Raw genomic sequence first — 19,357 nt, forward strand, 5'->3', positions numbered from 1 at the left:
ATTGATTTAGTTAAATTATAAATCTAATGAACGCTTCCACAATAAAAAATCAAATTGCTCTAAGCGATCTGCTTTCACTTGATAGTCCCCACTTGCCGTTTCAATCACTCGTTCAAAAAGCCCATGACTGATTGTTGGTAGAGGTACACCATCAATAATAGGCCCGCAATCATAGTCGATCATATCGGACAAACGTTCTGCTATTGCGCTATTAGTCGAAATTTTTAGTACGGGCACAATTGGGTTACCCGTCGGTGTCCCTAACCCTGTCGAGAAAATAACCACATTACAGCCCGCGGCAACAAGGCCAGTCACCGCATCCACATCATTACCTGGCGTACAAACGAGCGACAAACCGCTCTCTGGCATTGGCTCTGCATAATCACACACCGCACTAATTGGCGAAGTGCCGCCTTTTTTAGCCGCACCGGTGGATTTTATCGCATCGGTAATTAAGCCATCTGCAATATTGCCGGGGCTTGGGTTATCTGCAATGGTGGTATTAAAGAAATTTGCCGTTTTTTCATAGCGCTCCATCAATTCAAGAAATTTCTTTTTGTCATCGAAAGATACGCAACGTTTCACCATATCCCCTTCTGCACCGCATAATTCAGGGAATTCTGCCAAGCCAGATGCGCCACCTAACGTGACTAACCAATCTGAAACAAGCCCCATAGCAGGATTACCGGAAATCCCTGAAAAACCATCAGAAGCACCACATTTTACGCCCAATTTTAGGTGGGATAATGGTACATCAACCCTCGATTGTGGCTTAACCGCTTTCATGCACTCATAAGTTTGTTTGAGCGCAGTTTGCATCATTTCTTCTTCGCTATCCCACTCTTGCTGACGAAAATACAGTGCGGGCTTATCAAAGTTTGGGTTGCGAGCTGCCAGTGACTCTTTAAACATTTTGCGCTGCGCTTTTTCACACCCTAAACTAAATACCGTAATACCAATCACATTGGGGTGATCTGCATAAGCCGCCAGCACATCACACATGGTTTTACTGTCCGATGTCGCACCACCGCAGCCGCTGGTGACAGTAATGCATCGAACACCTTCGATATGCGGGAACAGTTTTGGTTTTGCTGTCGGCGCTTGCGTTCCTGCAGTTAAGTCTAGTGCAAAGCTTTTTAAGCTATTATTGGTGTAGCCTAAGGCATCATTTAAAGCATCGGTTAATTTCGTCACATTGCGGTTTTCACAAAAAACTAATGGGAAAATTAGCCAGTAATTTGCTGTTCCTACACGCCCATCTCCTCGAACATATCCTTGAAAAGTTCGCTTTTTATAAGCGGAAACATCAGGTGCTTTCCATTCGTACAGTGAATCATTTTCTAAGGAAACAGGGGCTGCATAATGGCGAATATTGTTCACCGTAATGGCTTCGCCTTTTGCAATGGGTTGCGTCGCTTTACCTACCGCGGTGCCATACATCGATACCACACCATCAATGGGCACCGCCTCTATGGCAAATTTGTGTTTGGCCTTCACGTCAGTGACTAAGGCAATTTCTTCATTGCCCCAATGGTAAACTTCCCCAGCGTACAAGTCTTTTAAGGCAACAATCAGGTTGTCGCTTTCATCAATTCGTAAAATCTTTTGCATGTCACACCTTCCAATTGTTGCCATTAATTTGATGACAAAACTTTATGGCCATTTTTATGAGAGTTCTTTTTAAGGAGCGCAATTAACACAGCACAACCCACTGTTATCACCGACAATGTCATGATCCCTGCGGTATTGCTGTTCATCATTTTATCCACTTCAACGCGGATGATAGGTGCAAGGAATGAACAAAATGCCCCCATAGTGGTACAAAAACCAATCCCCGCTGCTAATGCAGGACCACTGAGTAACTGAGGCGGAAACGTCCAGAAGACAGGTTGAACTGATAAGAAGCCCACCGCACTTAAACACAGTGCTGCAATAGCAAAAACTGGGCTAGCAAATGCAGATAACGCTAAGCCCACCGCCGCGGCTAACATGCACAGAACAGATATTTCAACACGTTTTGTTGGATGGCGGTCGGCAAAGCGCGGAATATAATAGACGCCAAAGGCTGAGCAAGCCCATGGAATAGCTGCCACTAACGATTGTTTGAACCCTAAGCTTTCCCCCATTAATGAAGCCACTTGGGAAGGCAAAAAGAACATCAAACCATACACGGATATTTGGATGGTGCCGTAAATCAATGCAAGGTGCCACACTTTGGCATTTTTGAGCGCCGAAAGCACAGAGGTAGTTTCTGTTTTTGCATTTTCTTTGGCAAGTTGCTCCGTTAATGCCTTTTTCTCTTCATCGGTTAAAAAACGCGCTTTTTCAGGGCTATCATCCAGATAAAAGAAGGCAAAAATACCAATAACAACCGCAGGTAAACCTTCGATAACAAACATCCAGAACCAACCTGGACGGCCTAACCAGCCATGCAACTCTAATAATGCGCCAGAAAGTGGAGAGCCTAGCGTCAAGGCTAATGGCACCCCTAAAACAAATATACCAATCACAGAGCCGCGGACATTATTCGGAAAATAGATTGACGCTAATAATAAAATTCCTGGATAGAAACCGGCCTCCCCAAGCCCCAATAAGAAGCGCAAAATAATAAATTGCGTTTCATTAGTGACAAAGCCTGTCATCGCAGAGAGCACGCCCCAAATGATTGTGGTGATACTCAACCATTTTTGGGCACCTATTTTATTTAAAATTAAGTTGGCGGGGATACCAAATAATGCATAGGCCGCAAAGAAAATCCCTGCCCCAAACGCAAATGCAGAGTCCGATAACCCGATATCTAACTGCATCGCATCTTTAGCAAAACCAACATTCACCCGATCAATAAATGCAACGAAATACAAAATAAACATCAGGGGTACTAAACGTTTCCACGATTTTTTAATCGCAGAGTTTAAAACAGGATTGTTATAAGCTTGTGTTGTCGCCATGATATTTTTCCCTGTCGGTAAGATGTTCTATTGTGTTGTTATAGGAAAGATCAGAGCGGTGAATCAGCTAGTGCTAATAATTGCTGAAGTTGCTCTGTCTGTACACTGTTCAATCCAATAAATGGTGAAGTACAACGGTCTGAGTTAATCACCCCTTTCAGTTGCAACGCTTTTTTAAAGGTTGGAATAAAAGGAGCATTCACCCCGTAAATCGCCATCAGTTGATCAACACGTTGTTGATGTTTAGCGACGAGCGCTAAATCGCCTTTTGCAAAAGCTTGCATCCATGAAGCAAAAAACTGTGGAATAATATTGGAAAGCCCACCAATACAACCGTTTCCGCCTGATAGCACGACATGAGCAAAGTTGTTGTCGTAACCTGCATAGACTTCAAAGTGTGGAATACGGGATTTCACAACATCAATAACTTGCGCCGTATGATTAGTATCAGGAATGGTATCTTTCAAACCAATAATATGAGGGTATTTATCTGCTAAGCGTAAACACACTTCAGGTGATACAGAGTATCCCGTACGCTCAGGAAAGTTATAAATAAAGATTTTTGCTGAGGTTTTTTCTGCAATTGTGCTGTAAAAGCGAAATACCCCCTCGTCATCTAACGGAAAATAATAGGGACTGATAATCATTACCCCATCGACCCCTTGCTCATTCGCATAATTGGCAAGTTCAATCGATTCATTGACATCTAGCCGACTTGCTCCTGCATAGACCTTCATATCCCTTTTAGGGTAATTGCCACAAAGGTCAATCAAGGTTTTCGAACTGTTCATATCGAGTGCAAAAAATTCCCCCGTACTGCCCATCGTGACAAAACCCGAGACTTTTGTGCTAAGTGAATCATAAACTTGTCGATTTTGTTCAATATCAACGCGGCCTTTGTCATCAAAAATAGTGACAACAGGGGTGATATAGCGACTTTCCATACTTAATAGCTCCACTTGGTTATTGTTCATATATACAAACCTTATTCATAAATAAAAACAACATTAAATAACCACGAAAAATGAATTGAGTCAAATTTGAACAAAGTTAAAATAAAAACTTATTAATCAATTGATTTAAAAGGCATAAACAAGAAGTTACTGATTGTATTAAAAGCAAGAAGGTCATTTTTTATTGGTAAATTTTGAACAGGATCACGACTTTTACTGCCAATAGCACAATGTCATTCGATCGATTCAGAAAAGAAATGGGTTTTTGCGAGTGATTTACATAGCGCAGTTTTGAACCTAGAATAGCGGCACAATTAATCAGGGAGGTGGTTTAATGTCTACGGGACACATGCCGACAATTCGTGTTTTAGAGGTGCTTCAAGTATTGGCAGCAGAAAATACGGGGCTATCTTTAACACAACTGTCTGATAAGACTGGAATTCTGAAAGGCACTATTTACCCCATTCTAAAAACATTGGTTGAGCACCGCTATATTAGTTACGATGATAATAGCCAGCTTTACTATCTTGGTATCGCTTGTTCCATTCTTTCTCGCGCTTTCTTCGAAAAATCGTATTGGCTGAAAATGATCCATCGCGAGATGGACCTTATTGTCGAACGGTGTAATGAAGTTTGCCAAATGGGTATCTTAGATGGTGCTGATGTCCTGTATATTGATAAAGTACAATCTGCACAAAAAGTTCAGTTAGTCTCCAGTATTGGCACTCGCTTACCAGCTATCTATTCTGCGCTAGGTAAAGCAATGATTGTTAACTACAGTGACGAACAAATTTCCCAACTTTACCCCGCAGGTTTCACTCCGCTGACACAATACAGTGTTCATACTTTGCCACAATTACGTGCCCAACTAAACGCAGTAAAAGAAAATGGATATGCCATTGATAATAAAGAAATTAATGAAGAAACTATTTGTTATGCTGTCGCATTGCACCAACGAAACAAAATTATTGCCGCTATCAGTGTGTCTATCCCCACCTTCCGCAGTAACGATGAAAAAACAGCCCAAGTCATCGAAACGCTGTTAACCAGCCGCGAACGCATCGAACAAGAACTTAACACGCTAGATAACATTGAATTCTATAGATAATAAAATTCAATATTCGAAAATATAGTCTAAAATGATCTGGAACAACGGTTTCTGTATGCCATATTATTTTATTGATTGTTAGCAAGATATGACAATTTGGCGAGAATTTAACAGATGGTTTCTGAGGTTTATATCAATAAATCTAGCGCTAAATTTAGACATAAGTTAAATACCTTAGCAAAGGGATCATATTGCACTTAAATAATTAACATTTATATGCATATTTTCACTTTCCATGTCGCTAAAAATGCTCTTTATAAAAATTTTTAATAAAATTTAAAAAATATTTATTTTTTAAATTTCAATTACTTAGGTTGTATTTTAACAAAAAATTAACTATTTAAACGGTATTCTTGCGAGTGTTCATGATCCATATCAAATTTCTCATTTATCCCCTTTGTTACTATTATTGCGTGCTATAATTAATCAACTTTGTAAGAGAGTGTTGGTATGAAAGCTGACAACCCTTTTAATTTATTGCCACCTGCTGTAATGGCTCAAGTCGCGGATGACGCTGGCTTTTATAAAGCGAACAAACATCCTGTAATTACTTACTTGTCAGCATTCACTGCCGGTATTTTTATCTCTATTGCTTTTGTTTTCTATATTACTGCAACAACTGGGGCGGCCGGCGCACCGTATGGCTTTACCAAACTGATTGGCGGAATTTGTTTCTCACTTGGTTTAATGCTAGTTGTTGTTTGTGGTGCCGACCTTTTCACTTCCACTGTTTTAACTATCGTTTCTAAAGCCACTGGTAAAATTACCTGGGGACAAATGTTCCGCAATTGGTTCAATGTATACATTGGCAACTTAATTGGCGCGTTGTTCTTTGTGGCTATCATTTGGTTTGCGGGGCAATACACTGCGGCTAATGGCCAATGGGGATTAAATGTCTTACAAACCAGTAGCCATAAATTGCACCACACCTTTATTGAGGCTGTTGCACTCGGAATTTTAGCAAACTTAATGGTTTGTCTGGCAGTTTGGATGAGTTATGCAGGTCGCAGTTTAACCGATAAACTGGTTGTGTTAGTTCTCCCTGTTGCGATGTTCGTCGCCAGTGGGTTTGAGCATAGCATCGCAAACATGTTTATGATCCCATTGGGCATCATGATTAAAGAATTCGCTCCAGCTGAATATTGGACACAAATCAATATGGCACCTGAGCAGTTTTCACACTTAACGATTGGAAATTTTATTACAGATAACTTAATTCCAGTCACTATCGGAAATATTATTGGCGGCGCGCTTTTAGTCGGCCTCATTTATTGGTTTATGCATTTACGCGGTGGCCAGAAACATTAATCGCCACTGACACACACGAAAAGATTTATTAAGATCCCTAAAAGATCCACTGTTAAAAGGTAAAAGTATCATGTCCGAATTAAATGAAAAATTCGCTTTAGCATGGCAAGGTTTTAACCAAGGTGACTGGCAGAAAAACGTCAACGTACGTGACTTCATCCAGAAAAACTACACTCCATATGAAGGTGATGAATCTTTCTTAGCAGGCTCTACTCCAGCAACTGACTCGCTGTGGGATAAAGTTATGGAAGGGATCAAAATCGAAAACCGCACACATGCGCCTGTTGATTTTGATACAGATGTTGCTTCAACCATCACTTCCCATGATGCAGGTTACATTACTAAAGAATTAGAAAAAGTCGTTGGTTTACAAACTGATGAACCTCTGAAACGTGGTCTTATCCCGTTCGGTGGTATCAAAATGGTTGAAAGCTCATGTAAAGCATACGACCGTACATTAGACCCAACTGTGAAAAAAATCTTCACAGAATACCGTAAAACCCATAACCAAGGTGTTTTCGACGTTTATACGCCAGATATCTTAAAATGTCGTAAATCGGGTGTATTAACGGGTTTACCAGATGCATACGGCCGTGGTCGTATCATTGGTGACTACCGTCGCGTTGCGCTGTACGGTATTGATTTCCTGATGAAAGACAAGTTCCAACAATTCACCTCTTTGCAAGAAAAATTAGAAAAAGGTGAAGATTTACAAATGACAATCCAACTGCGCGAAGAAATTGCTGAGCAGCACCGTGCATTGGGTCAAATGAAAGAAATGGCTGCAAAATACGGTTACGATATTTCTGCACCAGCAACTAACGCACAAGAAGCAGTACAGTGGACTTACTTCGGCTATTTAGCTGCGGTTAAATCACAAAACGGTGCGGCAATGTCATTTGGTCGTGTTTCCACTTTCTTAGACGTGTATATCCAACGTGATATCGAAGAAGGTAAAATCACTGAGCAAGAAGCGCAAGAACTGATAGACCACTTAGTCATGAAACTACGTATGGTCCGTTTCTTACGCACCCCTGAATACGATGAGCTGTTCTCTGGTGACCCAATTTGGGCAACAGAATCTTTAGCAGGTATGGGTCTTGATGGCCGTACACTGGTAACAAAAAGTACTTTCCGTTTCTTGAACACACTGTATACCATGGGCCCATCTCCTGAGCCAAACATGACTATCCTGTGGTCAGAAAAACTGCCAATGAATTTCAAAAAATTCGCAGCGAAAGTGTCTATCGATACTTCATCAGTTCAGTATGAAAATGATGACCTGATGCGTCCTGACTTTGATAACGACGACTATGCAATCGCATGTTGCGTTAGCCCAATGATTGTGGGTAAACAAATGCAGTTCTTCGGTGCTCGCGCTAACTTAGCGAAAACCATGCTGTATACCATCAATGGTGGTGTGGACGAAAAACTGAAAATGCAAGTGGGCCCTAAACACGCACCAATCATGGATGAAGTCCTTGATTTCGATATCGTGATGGACAAAATGGACCACTTTATGGATTGGTTAGCGACACAATATGTCACTGCGCTGAACATCATCCACTACATGCACGATAAATACAGCTATGAAGCATCGCTGATGGCTCTACATGACCGTGATGTTTACCGTACAATGGCATGTGGTATCGCAGGTCTGTCTGTTGCAGCTGACTCACTGTCTGCTATCAAATACGCAAAAGTTAAACCTATCCGTGACGAAGACGGCATCGCTATCGACTTCGAAATCGAAGGTGAATACCCACAATTTGGTAACAACGACTCACGTGTTGATGACATCGCTTGTGACTTAGTTGAACGTTTCATGAAGAAAATTCAGAAACTGCATACTTACCGTAATGCAGTACCAACTCAGTCAATTCTGACCATCACCTCAAACGTTGTGTATGGTAAGAAAACAGGTAATACGCCAGATGGTCGTCGCTCAGGTGCGCCATTCGGACCAGGTGCAAACCCAATGCACGGCCGTGACCAAAAAGGTGCTGTAGCCTCTCTGACTTCTGTTGCTAAACTGCCATTTGCTTACGCGAAAGACGGTATCTCTTATACCTTCTCTATCGTACCAAATGCGTTAGGTAAAGATGACGATGTGCGTAAAACTAACTTAGCAGGTCTGATGGATGGTTACTTCCACCACGAAGCGTCTATTGAAGGCGGTCAGCACCTGAACGTTAACGTCATGAACCGTGAAATGCTGTTAGATGCAATGGAAAACCCAGAGAAGTATCCACAGCTGACTATCCGTGTTTCAGGTTATGCGGTGCGTTTTAACTCACTAACCAAAGAACAACAGCAAGACGTTATTACTCGTACTTTCACAAGTTCAATGTAATAATTAGCTCATTAAAATAAAGTAACTAAATTAAAGGCCCCACTCTATGGGGTCTTTTTATCTATACTGTCAATTAAAGACTACAAATCATTATATTATGCATAATGTCTTAGAAGTATGACGGATATTTTGGAGTACCTGCTATGTCTGCCGAAATTATTACAACAACTGATATCACTAAAACAGAATCGCCAGCAACATTAGGCCGTATTCATTCATTTGAATCTTGCGGCACTGTTGATGGCCCTGGTATTCGTTTTATTGTCTTTTTCCAAGGCTGTTTAATGCGCTGCTTGTATTGCCACAACCGCGATACTTGGGATACCCACGGCGGCAACATTGTCACCGTCGATGAGTTAATGAAGGAGGCGGTCACCTATCGTCACTTTATGAATGCAACGGGCGGCGGTGTCACCGCTTCAGGTGGTGAGGCTATTTTACAAGCAGAGTTTGTCCGTGATTGGTTCCGAGCCTGTAAGAAAGAGAATATCCATACTTGTTTAGACACTAACGGTTTTGTTCGTCGCTATGACCCTGTTATTGACGAACTGATGGATGTCACTGATTTAGTGATGTTAGATTTAAAACAAATCAACGATGATATTCACCAAAAGTTAGTCGGCGTTTCCAATCACCGAACGTTGGAATTTGCACAATATTTAGCTAAGCGTAATCAAAAAACGTGGGTGCGTTATGTTGTTGTACCAGGCTGGAGTGATGATGAACATTCGGTACATCTGCTCGGTGAATTTACCAAAGATATGAGTAATATCGAAAAAATCGAATTATTACCTTACCATGAACTTGGTAAACACAAGTGGGAAACCATGGGTGAAGAATACAAACTTGATGGAGTTAAACCACCATCAAAAGAAGTAATGGAACGCGTCAAAAATATCCTCGAAAGTTATGGCCATAAAGTCATGTACTAAATAAGTTGAGGCTCAGCATTGAGCCTCTTCTTTATTTGCCATTATTCCTATCTAAATAAAGGCAAATGGCCAATAAGCTGAGTCACCGCCTTTTTATTTCCCACCAGCCCAATACCCGCTAACTGAATATTTTTATATTCATATTCTGACAACTTTTGCTGATACTCATCATAAGTGCGACACGATTGCGCCAATAGACTAAAAGGAATGATATAAATTTCACTTTCTTTTAATGCAGCTTCTTCTATGTCTTTAATATACTGCTCTGGTGATTTTAAAATTGGTAAAGGGGCATAAATCACTCCTGGGTAATGAATATTATCTGCACTGTTTAAATCCGCTCCCACCATATTGTTAACTTTATTTCCTAAGCTGACACCAATCACACTGGCGGCATTCATAGCAAGCCCGTTAGATAAATCCTGATTAACCACGATAGCGCAGCGATGCTCGGCTGGATTAAATATCATTTATGTCCCCTACTGTTTTTAATTGTGTTCAATTTCCCAATAATTATGGCATTTAAAGAAAGAAATAGGCTTTCTAAGTGAGCTATGGCAAGCTAGTAATTCGGTAATTTTTTTCTTTATTCCACAATAAATAGGTAGAAAAATTCATTTATGGCAATTGATAAGACAGAAACAAAAATTCTCTCACTGCTGCAAGAGGATGCACGGATCACCAACCATGAACTGGCTGAAAAAGTAGGAATGTCCGCCTCACCCTGCTGGCGGAGAGTTAAAAAACTTGAAGAAGATAATGTTATTCAAGGTTATCGCGCTATTTTAAACCGCAAGAAAATTGGCCTTGGTGTTATGGTGTTTGTACGTGTGATTATTGACAGTGACAGCGAGGCAGAAGCACAAAAATTTGAACAGGAAGTTAGCGAGCTTGAGAACGTGGTCGCCTGTTATAGTATAGGTGGTGATACTGACTTTTTACTGCAAGTGGTTTCTCATGATTTAGATTCTTACGCTGATTTTGCCATGTCGGTTATTCGCAGATTGCCAGGTATTAAAGAAATGCAAAGTATGTTTGTATTAAAAGAAATCAAGCCACTCGATGCGTACCCTATATCTATTTTTGAATAACTTATCGATATTTACCTTATTCTTTATAATGGTTATTAGTTATATTTTATTCCACACAATAACCATTTTTCATAAACAACCATCCTATTTAAAGCTAAAATAACCCTATATTTAACCAAAAAACACCAAACTAAACAGTCTATAAATTCAATATCAAATGAGTAATGACCTTATTACCCTAAAAAATGTTGTATTAAGAAAAAATTAATCAAAAATACCTTACCAGAATAGTCTGCTTTATAATATATTCACTTATCTGCATACTACTGCCGATAAAGTAAAAGAGTGCATATAAACTCACAAACTTTTTATAATAATTATTGTTAATTCACTACGACAAATAGGTTCCTTTTTTATCATGAACAATGAAAACTTCAGTGCAGATAACAACCCTGCACCAAACACTAACGCTCAGACTCAAGTTGATACTTTTGTTTTTCACGCAGAACCTCGCGCTGTTGATGCGGGTGAAGGTGTTAACTGGATCAGCCAATCATGGTCACTGGTTAAAGAAAAACTGGGTATGTGGATCTTAATCAATATCGTATTGTTTGCGTTGATTCTGATCATCTCCATGATCCCATTCTTAAACTTACTGATCACCTTTATTACACCAATCTTTGTTGGTGGTATTATTGCTATCAGTGAAAATCAGCGTAAAACTGGCCAAACAGAAATCGGTTTACTGTTTGCAGGTTTCCAAAACAAATTCGGTGCACTGTTTGCTGTTGGTGCTATTAACTTTGCAGCAAACTTAGTCGGTATGATCATCGCTTTCATCATTGGCGGTTCTGCGATGTTTGGTTTATTAATGGAAAGCAGCCAATACGGATCACCATCTGATGCGGCTATTTTAGCGTCCTCAGGTTCATTCTTCTTTGCTATTATCGTGATGGCTGTCGCTGGTTTAGTCGGTACCGCATTAACTTGGTTTGCCCCTGCTCTGGTTATGAACCACGATTTTACTGTTGGCGCTGCAATTTCAGCTAGCCTACAAGCGGTTAAGAAAAATATCCTGCCAGGTATCCTATTCTTTATCGTTCTGTCTATTTTAATGATTATTTCTGTGATCCCATTAGGCTTAGGTTTATTAGTTTCTATGCCAATTATGTATGTTTGTTATTACAGCAGCTACCGTAGCCTGTTTTTCTCACAAGTGAAATAAACCTGAATAACAACGTTATTCAATCATACTCAAAGGGAAAGCATTTGCTTTCCCTTTTCAAAAGTAAACCTACGATAATTTTCATCTCTCAACCACTCATTTACCTTTGTATCACTCAACCCATCATTTCAATCTACTCAATCCCCAAAGAGTACTAGTATAAATGTTACTACCGTCTAAATTCGGGAAAAATAGAAATAAGCACCAAGTAAATACATTGCTTACAATAAGTTGTCCTTATTAATTAATAAGGTTAACTTTTAAAATTATCCGTCAAGCAAAAGACATGGCAGTAGCTCTCTCCACCGTTACCACAACTGAAGTGGCTCTGAACACAGCACTATTTAGTACAGCATCAATTTGCAAAATGCGAGGCGAGTTCAAATAAAAACCACAAAGATACTAACAAAAAGGAGAATTAAAAATGGCTTATGATGATCTTCGTAGTTATTTAGTGGCACTTGAAAATGCAGGACAACTACTGGAAATTCAAGAAGAAGTACAAGCTGAGCCTGATATCGCAGCAGCAGCAAACGCAACAGGAAGGATTGGCGAAGACGCTCCTGCAATTTCATTTAAAAAAATAAAAGGGTTTAAGCATGCTCATGTTGTGATGAATACGATCGGGTCTTGGAAAAATCACGCCATTTCACTTGGTCTTCCTCCAACCACTCCAGTTAAGCAGCAAATCAAAGAGCTTATTCGCCGTTGGGACAAATTTCCTGTGTCACCTGAACGCCGAAGCAATCCGCCGTGGGCTCAAAATGAAGTAAGCGGTGATGATATTAATCTATTTGATATCCTTCCGCTGTTTCGTCTAAATGATGGGGATGGCGGTTTCTACCTTGATAAGGCTTGTGTTATCTCTCGTGATCCACGAGATCCTGAACATTTTGGTAAGCAAAATGTGGGTATCTATCGGATGGAAGTTAAGGGTAAGCGTAAGCTTGGCATACAACCTGTCCCCATGCATGATATCGCCTTACAGCTTCACAAGGCTGAAGAGTATGGTGAAGACCTTCCCGTTGCTATTGCTCTTGGTAATGACCCGATTATCACATTAATGGGTGCAACACCGCTGAGATATGATCAATCCGAATATGAAATGGCTGGAGCAATCCGTGAAAGCCCTTACCCAATAGCAACCGCACCGCTGACAGGATTTGATGTTCCATGGGGATCAGAAGTCATTATTGAAGGCGTGATTGAGAGTCGACAAAGAGAAATTGAAGGCCCTTTCGGCGAGTTTACAGGACACTATTCTGGTGGGCGTAATATACCGATAATCCGTATTGATAAAGTATCCTATCGCACGCACCCCATTTACGAATCCCTTTATCTGGGCATGCCTTGGACAGAAATTGATTATCTCATCGGCCCCGTCACTTGCATTCCCCTATATCAACAACTGAAAGCCGATTTTCCAGAAGTTCAGGCAGTCAATGCCATGTACACCCACGGTCTTCTCATTATTATCTCCACCAAAAAACGTTATGGCGGTTTCGCTAGAGCCGTTGGTATGAGGGCGATGACCACCCCACATGGCCTAGGTTATGCCAAAATAGTCATTATGGTTGATGAAGATGTTGACCCTTTCAATTTACCTCAAGTGATGTGGGCGCTGTCAGTTAAAGTTAATCCAGCAGGCGACCTTGTTCAAATACCAAATATGCCCGTACTCGGACTGGATCCAAGCTCTAGCCCTGCTGGGATCACCGATAAATTAATTATTGATGCGACAACCCCTGTTGCCCCCGATAACCGAGGCCGATATGGCCAACCCGTCAAGGATTTACCTGAGACAGCACTGTGGATTGATAAATTAACAACCCTACTCGCTAACCGTCAATAAGGAGGTCATATGATTTGCCCTCGTTGTGCAAGTGATAAAATAGAAGTCATGGCAAACTCCCCCGTCGAAGGGATATGGATAATATATCAGTGCCAGTGCTGCCTTTATACATGGCGAAATACTGAGCCAGTACGCCGAACAGAGAGAGAACATTTCCCTGTTGAATTCCAAATGACTCAGCTAGATATTGATAACGCATCAGAGGTTCCTATCATTCCACCTCTTATTGCAAAATCGTCTTTAAAACGGGAAAACTGATGTGATAATGCTATTCTTAATCGCGAGTATCTAATTAATTAGCCTAATAATTAAAAATAGATATACATCATTACCCTAAATGGGAGTTACCGAGCTATGCACTTTGATATTACAGACCTGCAATTATGCCTAAATATCGCCAATGCAGGCAGCATCACGGGTGGTGCAAATTTAACGCATATTACGCTGCAATCCGCAAGTGAACGGATTCGAGGTCTTGAAAGTGAGCTCGGCACTCTCTTATTTATTCGTTCAGCTAGAGGTATCTCTTTATCAAATGCAGGCTTTGCTTTTATTGAGCATGCTAATGGTATTTTACATCGCATTGATTTAATGAAAGATGAAATGCGCCAATATAGCCGAGGACTACGCGGGCACATTAATCTCTTATGTAATGCTTCTGCCCAAATGGAGTTTTTACCTGAACGCATTGGTGCATATTTGCAACAGCAACCGAATATGTCAATCACTGTCAAAGAGATGCCAAGCCATGAAATTGTCACGGTTATCAAGAATAAAATGGCTAATATTGGGATCGTTGCAGACTCTACGGATTTATCAGGATTAGCATTTCACCCTTTTTGTTCGGATGAGCTTATTGTACTGGTCCATTATCATCACCCACTCGCAAATCAACAACATGTATTATTTAATGATATTATACATTCAGATTTTATTGGGTTATCTGAAGATAATTCGCTACAAAAACATATAGATGACTATGCTAAGCAACAAGGTTTTCGCTTGAATTATCGAGTCCGACTTCCTACCTTTGATGCTGTTATGCAACTTGTAGCGAATGACGTTGGCATTGCCATTATTCCCAAACAGGCGGCACAACGTGTTTTGTCTTCCCAAACAAAGATACTGGCGCTGAAAGAGAAATGGGCACAACGAAATTTAGTTATTTGCGCCCGTGATTTTAATCAGCTTCCTGAATATACCAATGAATTTATTAGCTTTTTAATTAATTGGCAAAGCAACCCTTAAGGTTTTATCGCCATATACACGCCTAAAAGTACCAATCCACTAAAAAAGCCGCGGCGAAATATATTTTCGCTCATAATTTTGCGTAGATATTGCCCTAAATACATTCCTATCAATGCGGGAAGTAGTGCAATAAAAGACAGGCCATAATCAACAAACTCTTGCTGGTCACTACGCCAAAGTTTGATTGCCAAAGCGAGAGTCGATACAGTAAAAGCTAAACCAAGCGCCTGTATTAACGCATCTTTATTTAGCTTAAGCGTTTGCAAATAAGGTACAGCGGGTATAACAAAAACGCCTGTTGCGGCAGTAATGACGCCAGTCAGGTAGCCCACTAGTGGTGAAAGCCAACGCTCAGACTTTCCAATGGCGGGCATCTTTTTCGCCAATAATCCCCAAATACCATAAAGTACTAGCACAGCCCCCAACGCTGGCAATGTCCAACCTGACGTTTCAGTTAAAGAAGGTAAAAAGCTCCATAATGTGCCAATAATTATTCCCGCCATCAATCCCCATAGTCGCTTTATTAATTCAATAAATTGAGGCCCAATCAATAATTGCCAAATATTGGTCACTAAGGACGGAATAATCAAAATACTGGCGGCAATTGCAGGCTCCATTGTCATGCTCAAAAGCCCCATTGCAATCGTTGGCAGCCCCAGCCCTATCACTCCTTTAATAACTCCAGCCAATAAAAAAACACCAATTATTATTTCCATTTAGTTTATCTCTCTTGCATGTGATGGCTTACAGCCTATCTATAGCTTAGAAACATCACTATCAGGAATATATTTAGAGGGGCTCAGGTAAATATTGAGGGGAATGAATTGTTTGATTTAAATAGAAAAAAACCGCCAAGGTTACCCAAGACGGTTTTTATACATGAATGATATGGCGATTAATTAGCCAATATATTCTAAGCCTTTCATGTATGGGCGTAATACTTCAGGCACTTCAATACGGCCATCTGCTAATTGGTAGTTTTCTAAAATTGCGACCAATGTACGACCCACTGCTAAACCTGAGCCATTCAATGTATGAACGAGTTGAGTTTTCTTATCGCTCTTACCACGGAAACGTGCTTGCATACGACGCGCTTGGAAATCCCACATATTTGAACAAGAAGAGATTTCGCGATAGGTATTTTGCGCTGGCAACCACACTTCTAAATCGTAAGTTTTACGTGAACCAAAACCGATATCACCAGTACATAAAATTACTTTACGGTAAGGTAAGTTCAGTAATTGCAGCACTTTTTCAGCGTGACCTGTTAACTCTTCCAGTGCATCCATCGATTTTTCAGGATGAACAATTTGCACTAATTCAACTTTGTCGAACTGGTGCATACGGATAAGACCACGGGTATCACGGCCATAAGAGCCCGCTTCTGAACGGAAACATGGTGTGTGAGCAGTCATTTTCAGAGGAAGTGTATCCTCATCTAAAATTTCATCACGAACCAAGTTAGTTACAGGTACTTCAGCGGTTGGGATCAACGCATAAGTGCTGCTATCTGCTTCTTCTTCCAGTGGTTTAGTGTGGAATAAGTCCTCACCAAATTTTGGTAATTGACCTGTACCATACAGCGTATCATGGTTAACCAAATACGGAACATACAGTTCTTGATAGCCATGCTGCTCAGTATGTAAATCCAACATAAACTGTGCTAACGCACGGTGCATACGCGCAATTTGCCCTTTCATAACAACAAAACGCGCACCTGTTAGCTTAACCGCAGCAGGGAAATCTAACCCCCCTGTTAATTCACCAAGGCTAACGTGATCGCGAACTTCGAAATCATACTGGCGAGGCTCGCCCCAACGTGCAACTTCGACGTTGTCAGAGTCATCTCTGCCATCTGGTACTTGGTCATCTGGAATATTCGGGATACTTAAAGCAATATCACGGATTTCTTGTTGCAGCTTGTCTAGCTCTGCTTTCGCAGCATCCAATTTTTCGCCTAATTGGTTAACTTCCAGACGTAATGGCTCAATATCTTCACCACGAGCTTTAGCCGCACCGATAGTTTTCGATCGCGAGTTACGGTCTGCTTGCAGGGTTTCAGTTTCAACTTGTAAAACTTTGCGGCGTTCTTCTAATTCACGCAGCTTTTCCACATCAAGGGTAAAACCCCTGCGAGCCAGTTTTTCAGCAACCGCGTCTAGCTCCGTACGCAGTAAATTGGGATCGAGCATGCTTATCCTGTGAGTATTGTGAGTAATAGATGATACTTTTGATGGTGCATTCTAGCACCATCAATAAAGTAAAGTATTTCGCTATATAACCTTACCGCATTGCCCAGTTTAGCGGTAGCGTTTTGTGGTACTAATTTGATCCTGTTGGGCTAACCAGTCTAATTTTTCAGCAAACTTGCTTTCCAAGCCACGTTTTGTTGGGTAATAATAACGGCTTGCTTGCATTGGCTCAGGGAAATAATTTTCACCCGCAGCGTAGGCATTGGGCTCATCATGAGCATAACGGTATTCTTGACCAGCCCCCATCTCTTTTAAGAGCTTTGTTGGTGCATTGCGTAAATGATTAGGCACATCATAATCAGGCTGCATTTGTGCGTCTTTAATTGCAGCCTTATAAGCCGTATAAACTGCATTACTTTTAGGTGCACAGGCTAAATATACAATCGCTTGAGCAATAGCTCGTTCACCTTCAGCTGGCCCGACTCGCGTAAAGCAGTCCCAAGCAGACACTGCCACTTGCATCGCGCGGGGATCGGCATTCCCGACATCTTCGGAAGCAATTGCTAATAAACGACGCGCCACATACAGCGGGTCGCCCCCTGCAGTAATGATCCTTGCATACCAATACAATGCCGCATCTGGCGCTGATCCACGAACTGACTTATGCAATGCAGAGATCAGATCATAAAAACGGTCACCTTTGTTATCAAACCTCGCGGTACGTTCACCACTCACTTCTTTGAGTAACTCTGCCGTTAAAATTCGCTGGCCTTGGCTATCGGCTTCAGCCATATCCGCCATCATTTCAAGTAAATTTAGCGAACGCCTTGCATCCCCATTAACGAGCTGGGCTATCATCTTGCGTGTACTATCGGGTAAGACAATATTTTGCCCACCAAGCCCACGGGACGTATCTGCTAGCGCTTGTAATAACACTTGCTCAATATCGCCCTCTTCTAAAGACTTGAGCAAATAGACTCTTGCACGGGATAACAATGCTGAATTTAATTCAAATGAAGGGTTTTCAGTCGTCGCACCAATAAAAGTGATCGTGCCATCTTCAATATGTGGTAAAAAGGCATCTTGTTGACTTTTATTAAAACGATGAACTTCATCCACAAACAAAATCGTTCTACGCCCAGCACTGCGGTTCTGGCGCGCTTTTTCGATGGACTCACGGATTTCTTTAATACCTGAAGTCACCGCAGATATACGTTCAATATCCGCTTGAGCATAGTGACCGATGATTTCTGCCAGTGTCGTTTTGCCTGTTCCTGGTGGCCCCCATAAAATCATAGAATGCAGATGGCCAGCCTTGATTGCTCGCGGCAATGGTTTTCCTTCCGCCAGCAGATGCCGTTGACCAATGTATTGCTCAAGGGTTTCAGGCCGCATACGCGCCGCTAAAGGTTGAAATTCATTCTGCGAAAAATCGAGAGACAGGTTACCCACAATATCCTCTTTATTGCCGCTTAAAAGCGAATAGCTGACTCGCTAACCACCAGTAGAAAATACTAATGGTTAACGATAATAACGGGTTTAAGACTTATTTAGCACTTGAACGTTGATCGTCTAACGTCACACCTTTCGGCACTGTAAACTTAAACTTACTGGCATCAACACGGCCATTTTTTTGCTGTTTTAGCTGATAAGCACTGGTTTGCCCATCTTGCTCAACCGCAGAAAATTTCTCAATAGTCCCTTCTGGGGAAACCGTAATTGAGAATTTTTTCAACGTGCCATTGGTTTGCTTAGGTTTAAGATCAAAAGTATTACCTTGTTGAATGATTGAATATTGTTTCCAATCTTTCGGGTCATTACGTGTAATCAATAAAAATGGGGTATCCTGCGTTGCATCCGCTAAGTTCGTCACAGTCACTTGCTCAACAAATGGGTTATAAAACCATAAATTTTTGCCATCAGAAACTAACACGCTTTCGTCGGGAGAAGTCATATTCCAGTTAAATAAGTTAGGGCGCTCTAACCATAAATCACCGACTCCTTCTTGAACCAGATCGCCTTCAGGGCTAGTGACCTTTTGTGAAAAACTGGCTTGGAAACTATTGACCTTATTCAGTCGTGCCTGAAGGTCTTGACTCGCATCGGCCAGCACTTGGCCGATATGTAAACTGAAGGCTAATGCACCTAACAACATCATTTTTTTCATCGAACAAAGACCTTAGTATGATTACCTTAAGAGGCGTGAT

General features: G+C 41.1%; 17 protein-coding genes. 9 read left to right on the forward strand and 8 right to left on the reverse strand.

The features are described from left to right. Window positions 1–15: 15 nt before the first annotated feature. The 3 genes from KDJ85_RS11290 to KDJ85_RS11300 are packed head-to-tail and all read right to left on the reverse strand — an operon-like array spanning window position 16 to window position 3,892. Window positions 16–1,611 carry a UxaA family hydrolase gene (locus tag KDJ85_RS11290; protein ID WP_225819764.1) on the reverse strand — a complete coding sequence of 532 codons (1,596 nt, stop codon included), beginning with the start codon at window positions 1,609–1,611 and terminating at the stop codon, window positions 16–18. A gap of 23 nt (window positions 1,612–1,634) precedes the next feature. Further along, window positions 1,635–2,948, reverse strand: coding sequence for an MFS transporter (locus KDJ85_RS11295; RefSeq protein ID WP_225819765.1), 1,314 nt, complete (start codon window positions 2,946–2,948; stop codon window positions 1,635–1,637). A 50-nt stretch (window positions 2,949–2,998) separates the two neighbouring features. After that, window positions 2,999–3,892 (reverse strand): dihydrodipicolinate synthase family protein, encoded by an 894-nt coding sequence (locus tag KDJ85_RS11300; RefSeq protein ID WP_225819944.1) that lies wholly within the window; start codon window positions 3,890–3,892, stop codon window positions 2,999–3,001. Window positions 3,893–4,235: 343 nt separating this feature from the next. On the opposite strand from KDJ85_RS11300, the gene KDJ85_RS11305 reads away from it, so the two are divergent. From KDJ85_RS11305 to pflA, 4 genes are all read left to right on the forward strand, one after another. Further along, window positions 4,236–5,009: an IclR family transcriptional regulator gene (locus KDJ85_RS11305; RefSeq protein WP_225819766.1), complete on the forward strand. Its 774-nt coding sequence runs from the start codon at window positions 4,236–4,238 to the stop codon at window positions 5,007–5,009. A 450-nt stretch (window positions 5,010–5,459) separates the two neighbouring features. Then, complete coding sequence (gene focA / locus KDJ85_RS11310; RefSeq protein ID WP_225819767.1) at window positions 5,460–6,317, forward strand: formate transporter FocA; 858 nt, start codon at window positions 5,460–5,462, stop codon at window positions 6,315–6,317. Between the two features lie 70 nt (window positions 6,318–6,387). Beyond that, the gene (gene pflB / locus KDJ85_RS11315) at window positions 6,388–8,670 is read left to right on the forward strand and encodes a formate C-acetyltransferase (RefSeq protein WP_225819768.1); all 2,283 of its coding nucleotides are present in this window, start codon (window positions 6,388–6,390) and stop codon (window positions 8,668–8,670) included. Window positions 8,671–8,813: 143 nt separating this feature from the next. Beyond that, entirely contained in the window at window positions 8,814–9,602 is a 789-nt protein-coding gene (pflA, locus tag KDJ85_RS11320; protein WP_225819769.1) for a pyruvate formate lyase 1-activating protein, read from the forward strand. Window positions 9,603–9,649: 47 nt separating this feature from the next. Here the strand turns inward: pflA and KDJ85_RS11325 are convergent, their stop codons facing one another. Beyond that, complete coding sequence (locus KDJ85_RS11325; protein WP_225819770.1) at window positions 9,650–10,072, reverse strand: DUF2000 domain-containing protein; 423 nt, start codon at window positions 10,070–10,072, stop codon at window positions 9,650–9,652. A 150-nt stretch (window positions 10,073–10,222) separates the two neighbouring features. Between KDJ85_RS11325 and KDJ85_RS11330 the strand changes: the two genes are divergently transcribed. From KDJ85_RS11330 to KDJ85_RS11350, 5 genes are all read left to right on the forward strand, one after another. Beyond that, on the forward strand, window positions 10,223–10,693 hold the full coding sequence (locus KDJ85_RS11330; RefSeq protein ID WP_225819771.1) for an Lrp/AsnC family transcriptional regulator: 471 nt from the start codon (window positions 10,223–10,225) through the stop codon (window positions 10,691–10,693). Window positions 10,694–11,051: 358 nt separating this feature from the next. Then, window positions 11,052–11,858, forward strand: coding sequence for a BPSS1780 family membrane protein (locus KDJ85_RS11335; RefSeq protein WP_225819772.1), 807 nt, complete (start codon window positions 11,052–11,054; stop codon window positions 11,856–11,858). 424 nt (window positions 11,859–12,282) lie between these two features. Then, a complete protein-coding gene (locus tag KDJ85_RS11340) occupies window positions 12,283–13,710 on the forward strand; it encodes a non-oxidative hydroxyarylic acid decarboxylases subunit C (RefSeq protein WP_225819773.1) in 1,428 nt (475 codons plus the stop codon). A 9-nt stretch (window positions 13,711–13,719) separates the two neighbouring features. Next, on the forward strand, window positions 13,720–13,968 hold the full coding sequence (locus tag KDJ85_RS11345) for a non-oxidative hydroxyarylic acid decarboxylases subunit D (protein WP_225819774.1): 249 nt from the start codon (window positions 13,720–13,722) through the stop codon (window positions 13,966–13,968). Window positions 13,969–14,064: 96 nt separating this feature from the next. Then, complete coding sequence (locus KDJ85_RS11350) at window positions 14,065–14,958, forward strand: LysR family transcriptional regulator (RefSeq protein ID WP_225819775.1); 894 nt, start codon at window positions 14,065–14,067, stop codon at window positions 14,956–14,958. Here KDJ85_RS11350 and KDJ85_RS11355 read toward each other — a convergent pair. The 4 genes from KDJ85_RS11355 to lolA all read right to left on the reverse strand — a co-directional run bounded on the left by KDJ85_RS11355 (window position 14,955) and on the right by lolA (window position 19,317). After that, window positions 14,955–15,674 (reverse strand): sulfite exporter TauE/SafE family protein, encoded by a 720-nt coding sequence (locus KDJ85_RS11355; protein WP_225819776.1) that lies wholly within the window; start codon window positions 15,672–15,674, stop codon window positions 14,955–14,957. The genes KDJ85_RS11350 and KDJ85_RS11355 overlap by 4 nt on opposite strands. A 183-nt stretch (window positions 15,675–15,857) precedes the next feature. Continuing rightward, window positions 15,858–17,150, reverse strand: coding sequence for a serine--tRNA ligase (gene serS / locus KDJ85_RS11360; RefSeq protein ID WP_225819777.1), 1,293 nt, complete (start codon window positions 17,148–17,150; stop codon window positions 15,858–15,860). A gap of 108 nt (window positions 17,151–17,258) precedes the next feature. Then, the gene (locus KDJ85_RS11365) at window positions 17,259–18,602 is read right to left on the reverse strand and encodes a replication-associated recombination protein A (RefSeq protein ID WP_225819778.1); all 1,344 of its coding nucleotides are present in this window, start codon (window positions 18,600–18,602) and stop codon (window positions 17,259–17,261) included. A gap of 94 nt (window positions 18,603–18,696) precedes the next feature. After that, the gene (gene lolA / locus KDJ85_RS11370; protein WP_206085447.1) at window positions 18,697–19,317 is read right to left on the reverse strand and encodes an outer membrane lipoprotein periplasmic chaperone LolA; all 621 of its coding nucleotides are present in this window, start codon (window positions 19,315–19,317) and stop codon (window positions 18,697–18,699) included. Window positions 19,318–19,357 lie beyond the last annotated feature (40 nt).

It is taken from the genome of Providencia vermicola (assembly GCF_020381325.1).
GTDB classification, from domain to species: domain Bacteria; phylum Pseudomonadota; class Gammaproteobacteria; order Enterobacterales; family Enterobacteriaceae; genus Providencia; species Providencia vermicola.

What these genes read in the sequence shown, in the direction of transcription:
- KDJ85_RS11350 (WP_225819775.1), top strand. Translation starts at nt 14,065, where the DNA reads ATGCACTTTGATATTACAGACCTGCAATTATGCCTAAATATCGCCAAT.
- pflB (WP_225819768.1), top strand. Translation starts at nt 6,388, where the DNA reads ATGTCCGAATTAAATGAAAAATTCGCTTTAGCATGGCAAGGTTTTAAC.
- KDJ85_RS11305 (WP_225819766.1), top strand. Translation starts at nt 4,236, where the DNA reads ATGTCTACGGGACACATGCCGACAATTCGTGTTTTAGAGGTGCTTCAA.
- KDJ85_RS11340 (WP_225819773.1), top strand. Translation starts at nt 12,283, where the DNA reads ATGGCTTATGATGATCTTCGTAGTTATTTAGTGGCACTTGAAAATGCA.
- KDJ85_RS11335 (WP_225819772.1), top strand. Translation starts at nt 11,052, where the DNA reads ATGAACAATGAAAACTTCAGTGCAGATAACAACCCTGCACCAAACACT.
- KDJ85_RS11345 (WP_225819774.1), top strand. Translation starts at nt 13,720, where the DNA reads ATGATTTGCCCTCGTTGTGCAAGTGATAAAATAGAAGTCATGGCAAAC.
- KDJ85_RS11300 (WP_225819944.1), bottom strand. Translation starts at nt 3,892, where the DNA reads ATGGAAAGTCGCTATATCACCCCTGTTGTCACTATTTTTGATGACAAA.
- serS (WP_225819777.1), bottom strand. Translation starts at nt 17,150, where the DNA reads ATGCTCGATCCCAATTTACTGCGTACGGAGCTAGACGCGGTTGCTGAA.
- KDJ85_RS11355 (WP_225819776.1), bottom strand. Translation starts at nt 15,674, where the DNA reads ATGGAAATAATAATTGGTGTTTTTTTATTGGCTGGAGTTATTAAAGGA.
- KDJ85_RS11295 (WP_225819765.1), bottom strand. Translation starts at nt 2,948, where the DNA reads ATGGCGACAACACAAGCTTATAACAATCCTGTTTTAAACTCTGCGATT.
- lolA (WP_206085447.1), bottom strand. Translation starts at nt 19,317, where the DNA reads ATGAAAAAAATGATGTTGTTAGGTGCATTAGCCTTCAGTTTACATATC.
- KDJ85_RS11290 (WP_225819764.1), bottom strand. Translation starts at nt 1,611, where the DNA reads ATGCAAAAGATTTTACGAATTGATGAAAGCGACAACCTGATTGTTGCC.
- KDJ85_RS11325 (WP_225819770.1), bottom strand. Translation starts at nt 10,072, where the DNA reads ATGATATTTAATCCAGCCGAGCATCGCTGCGCTATCGTGGTTAATCAG.
- KDJ85_RS11330 (WP_225819771.1), top strand. Translation starts at nt 10,223, where the DNA reads ATGGCAATTGATAAGACAGAAACAAAAATTCTCTCACTGCTGCAAGAG.
- pflA (WP_225819769.1), top strand. Translation starts at nt 8,814, where the DNA reads ATGTCTGCCGAAATTATTACAACAACTGATATCACTAAAACAGAATCG.
- focA (WP_225819767.1), top strand. Translation starts at nt 5,460, where the DNA reads ATGAAAGCTGACAACCCTTTTAATTTATTGCCACCTGCTGTAATGGCT.